General features: G+C 64.4%; 8 protein-coding genes and 2 pseudogenes. 4 read left to right on the plus strand and 6 right to left on the minus strand.

Annotated elements, in window-relative coordinates:
• The first annotated feature begins 235 nt into the window (after positions 1-235).
• The 3 genes and pseudogenes from ACLQ24_RS27715 to ACLQ24_RS27725 all read left to right on the plus strand — a co-directional run.
• Entirely contained in the window at positions 236-1,228 is a 993-nt protein-coding gene (locus ACLQ24_RS27715; RefSeq protein ID WP_425894685.1) for a polymorphic toxin-type HINT domain-containing protein, read from the plus strand.
• 41 nt (positions 1,229-1,269) lie between these two features.
• On the plus strand, positions 1,270-1,734 hold the full coding sequence (locus ACLQ24_RS27720) for a hypothetical protein (protein ID WP_425894686.1): 465 nt from the start codon (positions 1,270-1,272) through the stop codon (positions 1,732-1,734).
• 99 nt (positions 1,735-1,833) lie between these two features.
• Positions 1,834-2,055 (plus strand): annotated as a pseudogene (locus ACLQ24_RS27725) (DUF6444 domain-containing protein); the annotation flags it as partial.
• Between the two features lie 58 nt (positions 2,056-2,113).
• On the opposite strand, the pseudogene ACLQ24_RS27730 reads toward ACLQ24_RS27725, so the two are convergent.
• A pseudogene (locus ACLQ24_RS27730) lies at positions 2,114-2,203 on the minus strand (IS3 family transposase); the annotation flags it as partial.
• On the opposite strand from ACLQ24_RS27730, the gene ACLQ24_RS27735 reads away from it, so the two are divergent.
• Entirely contained in the window at positions 2,174-2,389 is a 216-nt protein-coding gene (locus ACLQ24_RS27735; RefSeq protein WP_425894687.1) for a hypothetical protein, read from the plus strand. The pseudogene ACLQ24_RS27730 and the gene ACLQ24_RS27735 overlap by 30 nt on opposite strands.
• On the opposite strand, the gene ACLQ24_RS27740 is transcribed toward ACLQ24_RS27735, so the two are convergent.
• The 5 genes from ACLQ24_RS27740 to ACLQ24_RS27760 form a co-directional block, all read right to left on the minus strand.
• The gene (locus tag ACLQ24_RS27740; RefSeq protein WP_425894688.1) at positions 2,362-2,670 is read right to left on the minus strand and encodes a transposase; all 309 of its coding nucleotides are present in this window, start codon (positions 2,668-2,670) and stop codon (positions 2,362-2,364) included. The two genes, ACLQ24_RS27735 and ACLQ24_RS27740, sit on opposite strands and share 28 nt — an antisense overlap.
• 87 nt (positions 2,671-2,757) lie before the next feature.
• Positions 2,758-3,780: a methyltransferase gene (locus ACLQ24_RS27745; protein WP_425894689.1), complete on the minus strand. Its 1,023-nt coding sequence runs from the start codon at positions 3,778-3,780 to the stop codon at positions 2,758-2,760.
• Positions 3,777-4,937, minus strand: a complete 1,161-nt coding sequence (locus ACLQ24_RS27750; protein WP_425894691.1) for an aminotransferase class V-fold PLP-dependent enzyme — start codon at positions 4,935-4,937, stop codon at positions 3,777-3,779. The genes ACLQ24_RS27745 and ACLQ24_RS27750 overlap by 4 nt, the downstream gene beginning before the upstream one ends.
• Positions 4,938-6,086 (minus strand): tryptophan 2,3-dioxygenase family protein, encoded by a 1,149-nt coding sequence (locus ACLQ24_RS27755; protein WP_425894692.1) that lies wholly within the window; start codon positions 6,084-6,086, stop codon positions 4,938-4,940. It abuts the gene before it with no gap.
• Between the two features lie 58 nt (positions 6,087-6,144).
• Positions 6,145-6,855 carry a tryptophan 2,3-dioxygenase family protein gene (locus ACLQ24_RS27760; RefSeq protein WP_425894693.1) on the minus strand — a complete coding sequence of 237 codons (711 nt, stop codon included), beginning with the start codon at positions 6,853-6,855 and terminating at the stop codon, positions 6,145-6,147.
• Positions 6,856-7,564: the final 709 nt, after the last annotated feature.

The raw sequence follows: 7,564 nt of genomic DNA on the forward strand, positions 1-7,564 counted from the left end.
ACGGCGACGGACAAACAGTGCGCACCTCTGCAAGATCAGCTGTACCTAGCTCTGCACTCCAGGCCGTACCCCGACAGGCAGCGGCACGACACCCTCTGTTGGCAGCAGCAACGACGGCACCCAGAAAGCTACAACCGCGCGGCAGGCCGCCAAAGAGGCATTCCTCGCCACCTACACCAAGGACAACATTAACTGCAAGGCCCACCCGGGTGACTGCAGCGCAATGCGTTCGGCGGTGCAGGAGCAGAACTATGACCCCGTGAAGGCCGAGATCCAGATCCTCTGCGGCGGTGGACGATTGGATTACACCAGCTGCCTCAACCAGTACGGCTGGCAGTGGGACTGCGGCGTCGCGAAATGCCCCGAGTCGATGATGTACGCCGGCGAGATTACGGTCGAAATGGTCGTATCTGAAGCTGCGGTAATCGCCGTACGCGGTCTCGTAACTGCCGCTGCCGCCAGGATTGCCGCCCGCGCTTGTTCCTTCGAAGGCGCCACGCTCGTCCTAATGGCCGACGGCTCGCGGAAGCAAATTAGCGAAATTGAAGTTGGCGACCAGGTCATAGCGTCAGATCCGGAGACTGGCGAGCAGGAGGCGCGGAAGGTTACCCGGGTCTTCGTCCACCAAGACACCGTCATTGACCTGGCCCTAGACAACGGTGCTTCCGTGGGCACGACCGAGGACCACCCCTTCTGGTCTGCCACCGACCGTAAGTTCGAGCGGGTCGACGAGCTCGTGGCTGGTGAGCGGGTCCTGACAGTCGAAGGGGAAACCCTCGCGGTTAGCGGGCTTCGGTTCACCGCGAGTCGGTTGACATCGGCCTACAACCTCGAAATTGACGGCATCCACACGTACTATGTACTTGCCGGCAACACGCCGGTGCTCGTGCACAACACATGTGTGCCGAACTGGAGTCCGAAGAGCGGGCCAACGTTCGGGCACACTTTCAGCACACATGGTGCTGGAGCGAAAAACACACGCGCGTTGACGGATCGTGCTCGCTCAACAGGGCAATCTCAGGGTCAATGGCTAGATGACAAAGCGGCTGCCGAATTTTTGTGCGGTGTTCACGTCGACAACGCCGGAGCGCGAAGTGTCCGCATTCCAGACGGGCTTGGTCAGGTGATCATGCCAGATGGGTCGATTGTTCAGGCGCGGGCGGCGACACTGGTGCCTGGAGCTAACGGGCTGTACAAAACGGCCTACCCGATCCTCGGTCCCCAGTAAGCGAAGGAAGAATGATGGTTAATCTATCGTTAGATCCTCCGTTGAAGACTTCGACTCCGAGAGCACTCGATCTTGAGCCCGAAGACTACCCATCGCTGGTCATGGAGGCTTGTGAGGCGCTCGCGGAGGCGGGATGCCGCTTCCGTATGGGTGGTTTTGGGCAAGACGATTGGGGGCTCGATGTTGGCTATGACTTGTCGGCGGTGGTTGAGCAGTTGCCCGAGGTATTAACTGCGCTCCGTGCTGGATCAACGGCCGAGCTTGATATATACGCGCAAGGCGTCGAGCGATCACTCGTCTTTGAGCCGCGTCAGAGCATCGTAATCGTGCGCTGTTTCTCGCAGACATCGTGGGTGCCTATTCCCGACCAAATTGAGCAGGAGCGGTCCGAGGTCGTCGCAATGTTAGAGAAGCTAGCCCATGCATTCGGTGAGGCGATATCCGTTGCAGATCCAGGGATCGGGAAATGGCACCCCTTCGACCTTTGGAGAAGAGGCATCGTGTAGTTCGCGGACTGCAACTGGATAGGTTCGACTGCTGCGGGCGTGGTGCTCCACACTGGATCAGTCGGCCTGCTAGCTTGATCGACTGTGTCCGCCGATCCGCTGCAGCCGTCGTATGACGATCTTGTGGCGGAGAATGCTGCCTTGCGGGTCGTTGTCGCGGATTTGACCGCTCGGCTGGAGCAGGTGCTGGGCCGGGTCGCTGAGCTTGAGGCCCGGTTGAAGCAGTCGTCGTCGAACTCGTCGAAGCCGCCGTCGTCGGATGGGCTGGCCAAGCCGGCGCCGGCGCGGCGGTCTGGTCTTGCTTGGTCAGGCCGCGGCGGCGTCGGCGGCGGGTGATCCCGACGATGCCGCGTTCTCGCATGATCCGCTCGACCCGCTTGCGGTTGACCCGCTGGCCGCGTCGGGGCAGCTCCACGGTCACACGGGGGGAGCCGTAGGCGTGGCGGTGCTCGGCGTGGATGGCGGCGATCTCGGCGGCGAGTTGGTCCTCGGCCGCGGCGCGCTGCTCGCGGGCCGGCTCGCTGGCGAGCCACTCATAGAAGCCGGGACGTCGTACCGCCAGGACGCGGCACAGCCGCTGTACGCCGTAGTCGGCGCGGTGTTCGGAGATGAACCGGTAGCGGAGGGTCATCGACCCATCTCCTTGGCAAAATAGGCGGCCGCCTTGCGCAGGATCTCCTTCTCGACCTCCAACTCGGCGACCTTCTTGCGCAGTCGGCGAAGCTCGTCACGCTCGTTGGCGCGCACCGGCTCCTCGCCGTGACTGCGACCGCGTCCGGCGGCGTCGGCGGTCTTGGCGGCGTTGACCCAGTTCCGCAGCGTCTCGTGGTTGACGCCGAGTTCCTGACCGACCTCACGCAGTGACCGACCCGACGAACGGACCAGATCAACAGCGTCCCTACGGAACTGCTCGGGGTACTTCGATGGACGTGGCACCGGGCCATCCTTCCCCAGACCACTGTCTGGGCTCAGGGTGTCCGGTCCGCAGGGGGAACCTCAGGTGGCTCTCTTGCCCTCATCCGGTCAGCCCGGCTTGTGAGCCACGACGAGTTCCCAGACTCCGGGCAGGACCTGGATGTCGGTGAATCCGATCTCCGCCAGCAGGCTGGTGTAGAAGCTGACCTCGCGGAGCCGGCTGACAGCGCTGTCGACGCCGATGAGGAAGTAGGACCAGAAGAACTGCATGGCGAGCCGGTCCGGAGTGCGAAACTCTTCGCAGATCAGTAGCAGCCCGCCCGGCGGCAGGGCCTCGTACGCCGTCTCGACGAGTCTGCGAGATTCTGGGGTAGGCCAATCGTGCAGTACCCGGACGAACGCGAGCGCGTCGTAGCCGGCCGGTAGTGGCTCGGCGAAGAAGTCGCCGCCGACGAATCCGAGTCGGTCCTGGTGGCCGCACCGCTTGCGGGTCTCTTCGACCAGAGGGGCGACGGCCGGCAGGTTATACACGTCGGCCCGCAGGTGCGGGGCGTCGTCGAGGACGTGCGCGGCAAGCGTGCCGGCACCGCCGCCGACGTCGAGGAAGCGGCGTCGCCCCTGCCACAGAAGGTGCGCGTGCCGACCGAAGACCTCGATGACTGGCCCGAGCCCTACGGACATGCTCCGCTCGAATGCCTCCGTCTGTTCGTCGGTCTTCGGAGGCCAGGAGAAGTCGTCCTCGGTCATGCTCACATCGCCGCGGAGACTCTCCGCCAACCGGCCGTGCAACCGCTGCCAGGGGTACGTGTCGCGGTCGCGCTCGATCGCGTGCGGCCCGACGGCGGCCGCCGCAGCGGCGCGGAGGCCGGGGACGGCGCTATACATGGTCTCGTTGATGTCGTCGCTCGGCTCGTCCCGGTCGAGGAACCCGAGACTCTCCAGACAGTCCAGAAACTTGTAGAGCCGCAACGGTCGCATCTCGAAGCGTTCGGCGAGTTCGCGAAGGCTTACCGGCCCAGGTTCCAGCGCGTCGAGCAGCCCGATGTGGAGCGCGGTCGTCACCACGTCGACGGCTTTGGAACCGTTGAAGAGCAGGCTCATCAGCGCGCGCGGTGAAAACGAGGTCGTCATCGCCCAGCCCCTCGTGACACGTCCTCAAGCGCGTCCATGAACTCGTCGATCTCGTCCAGCGTGTTGTAGATGTGGGGGCCGATCCGCAGGTATTTACGCCAGCTGCAGATCATGTCGCGCTGGGCCAGCCGCTGCTTGACCGCCTCGCCGTCGGGGATGTCCAGGCACACCACGCCGCCGCGCCGATATGGCTCGACCGGGCTGACCACCGAGATGCCGGCCGCCTCGGCACGTCTGAGGATCCGCTCCGTGCAGACCAGTGAGTGCGCGCGGATCGCTTCGATGCCGACACCGCTGAGCAGGTCCAGGCCGATCTGGGAGATGAGCGACGTGAGGGGGAACGGTGTCCCGCCGGTGAACCGTCGCGCGTCGGGCGCCCAGCCTGTCGATGGCTGGAACGTCAGCGCCCGGTCGCCGGCCTGCCAGCCGGTTGCCGCGGGTTCGAGGCCGGGCAACAGGTCGGGGCGGACGTACAGGAAGGCGTTGCCGACGCCGCACATCCACTTGTGTGCGCCTCCGAGGACGAAATCGACGCCGAGTGTGGTGACGTCGAGCGGCATGATCCCGACGCTCTGGAACGCATCGACGATGACCAGGGCCCCAACACTGTGTGCGTGTTTCACCACACGACCCAGGTCGATGGTGGCCCCGGATGAGTAGCTTGCGTGTGGCACGCACACGAGCAGCGTCTGCTCATCGATTCGCCGCAGCAATTCCTCCTCGTCGAGGCGTGGCCCGCCCGAGCCGGCCACGTCGAGCACGGCGCCGTATCGCCGGAACGCGTTCCAGATGAAGGGGATGGTCGGGAACTCCAGATCCGTCGTCACCACACGGTTGCGGGGTGCCTGGTAGTCGAAACAGGAGGCGACCCGTGCCAGTAAAGTGCTCAGGTTGGCGTCGATTGCCACGCTGCCCGGTTCGGCTTCGATGAACGCCGCCAAGCCATCGGTGTATTTCTGGATGCCGTCGTGCCAGGCGTCCCAGATGCCGTCGCGCCAGGTACGTAGCGTCTCCCAATACTGAGTCAGGACGTGTTCAGCACCCTTCGGTATGGCACCGGTCGAGTTGTTGTTGAGATAGAGACATGTAGTCAGCAGTGGAAACTGCTCGCGGAGCATCGCCTGCGTCGTGGCGCACGGATCGGGGATTCCGTTCATCTAGGCTCGCCTCGCATTGCCTGCCGGGGTGAACACTGGTATGGATCGGGTCACTGCCAGGTAAGGGGTGCCCTCGGTATATCCGGTTCCCATACGGGCGTCGAGCATCCGGCTAGCAATTCGGTAATGGGTCTGACGCCACTGGGTCAGCGCGTTCGCGAATTCACCCATCCGCGTTTCGAGTAGGAGTCGGTCAGGTTCACCCAGGCGGCCGAGTCGGTCCGCCTCGTGGTAGGCGTGCTCGACCGACGGCTGGCCGGCCAGCACCCGGTCGCGCACCTCAGGCACCGACAGGTAGGCGGCGGAGGACAGGCGCGGTTCCTCCGGTGAGCGGCACAGCGACTCGACGAGCTTGTAGGACCGGGACTGAATCGCGCTGGCACCTTCGGTGTAGACGCGGAACGCGCGGAACGACTCCGGCTGCATGGTGGCCATCAGCGAGAAGAGCGGCGCGGCAGAATTGAGCAGTTCCCGGCCGTACGCCAGTTGATCGGCCGCTGCCTCGGCATGCCCGACCGTCAGAGCCTCGACCGTCGCCTGCACCTCGGCGGCGAGCAGAGCGAACGTGGCTTCGTATGCCTGAAGCACCCGGATGAAGAGATACTCGTCGTGCACCACGTAGACCGGCAGCATTCCGATCAGCAAGGCCCGCCGCTCTGTGGGGCTCTGGTCCGCGACCACCGCGTCGTGCATCGCGGCCACCGCGGCCGCAGGCTCGGCCAGATCGGTCATGGCCGACCGGCCCTGCCGGGCCAGCGCCGCCGACACGGCCCGTAGTCCGAGCCGGTAACGCTTGGCCACCCGTTCCGGGCCCGGTCGTTGCAGGGGAAGCAGATCGGTCATACCGGTTTCGGCGGCCAACTCGAACGCGAGGGCATCGGCGATGAGGTGTACGTAGAGGCGGTCGTGTTGTCGTTGCAGGTCACCCCGCCGGTCGCCGGTCGGCTCAACGGTTGGCAGCCGAAGCAGGTTCAGCGCCAGGTAGCTCTGGTAGTCGTATCGGCCGTCGCGCTTGTCAAGCGCGACGTCGAGAAAGTCCCGCAGAAGCCTCGTTTCCTCAGACCGCGGGGTGACCGCTCGAATCCAATCGAGGAGAACGAAGACGTCGTCGGCGACGAATTGCTTGCCAGTGCGATGGAACTCAGCCACGACCGTCGCGTAGGGAAAGGCGTCGGGGTCCGCGCCAGCCGACAGCCAGTTCGTCAGCTCATGCAAGGCTTGCGCCCACTGTGCTACCCAGGGCAAGGTTCGCGCGCACCTGCCACAGGTCGGGGAAGAAGCGGTAGTCGATAAGTTTGGCAAGCATGCCCGACGGGCTGCCCGCAGCGCCAATGACACCGTGGCTGCCAACCCGGATGGCCAGCTTGTAGTGCCGCACCCGCCATGACGAGACTCGATCGTCGAACTCCACCATGGCCTCGGCGAGACGGTAGGCAGGGTCGGACGGTTCCCGGGAGTAGAGCGTCGCCAGGTTGACCTCTCGGTCGGCGAGGAAGGTGGCGAATGCTTGACCGAGCTTGCGGCCCGCGGCCTGGACCTGCCGCCAGCCCGGCGACTCCGCACCCGACCCCTTGCCAAGTGCTGGCTGCATCGCCTGGAAATCCGCCGGACGCAGGTGGCCCAACATGTCGAGTTGGTCGGTGATGAGCCGTACGGCGAGTGTCGCCCTGGTGAGTAGGAGTTCGGCCGGCGCAGGCTCGCCCCCGTCGACCCGGGCAATCGCTTCAGTCAGGTCGGCTGCCGCCAGTTTGAGCCACAGTTCAGCGGACTGGTGCGTCACCTGAAAGAGCAGTTCATCGCGGTGAATCACCTCCCCAGGTCGCCTCTGTAGGTCAAGTAGCGCATCCGTACGCATGTAGCGCGCGTAGTCGGTGTCACCCTCACCGGGCAGCACAGGCCCAACGTTCTTTGGTTTCACGAGCGCATCCCTTCCGATCGGATCGCCAGGAGATCATCGCGCGCTTGGTGATCCAATCACAATAGGCAATGCGAAAAATTACCTAGCGACAGATCCGCTAACGCCGGAATCTGCCAGAGTCAATAGGTGGGGCGAGTTCAACGGATGTGAGGATTGTCTCCTTGCGCCGATGTGACTCCGGTTGCACTGCGCCGAACGAGCTGAATTCTGGCCATTTACCAGGACTTTCTGCGGGCCGGATGCCTGGTTGGCGCTGCCGCTTCTGACCCTATAGAGCCTGTTTCTGATCTATACGGCGGCGGTTGCGATACGGGCGCCGCGGCCAAGGCGTTCGCAAGGTGGAGATATGCCGGTTTAAGGGATGTCTCGTAACTGGTTGAAGGCGTTGCCCGACATCGGGCCTGCGGTCAGCCGGCGAGGATGATGTTGTGGAGGTTGGCGATGCCGGAAAAGCGGCGTCGGCCGATGTGTGGCCGGCGCGGCGGTAGTCGCGCAGACCGGTCACGAACGCCGCTGTGGCACGCGGCCACCGCCAGATCCGAACGTTTGTCCACAACATGGAGACGATCCCGCGGTGGCCGCACCTCGTCTACCCAGCCCCACCAGCAACATCTCAAACGGCGGCTGCCGTACTAGTACGGCAGCCGTACTTCGTGATCATGGCTGGAGTTCGAGGGTGAGGCGGCGGGCGTAGTGGGCTTGTTTGGCT

It is taken from the genome of Micromonospora sp. DT4, assembly GCF_049841675.1.
In the GTDB taxonomy this organism is placed as follows: domain Bacteria; phylum Actinomycetota; class Actinomycetes; order Mycobacteriales; family Micromonosporaceae; genus Micromonospora.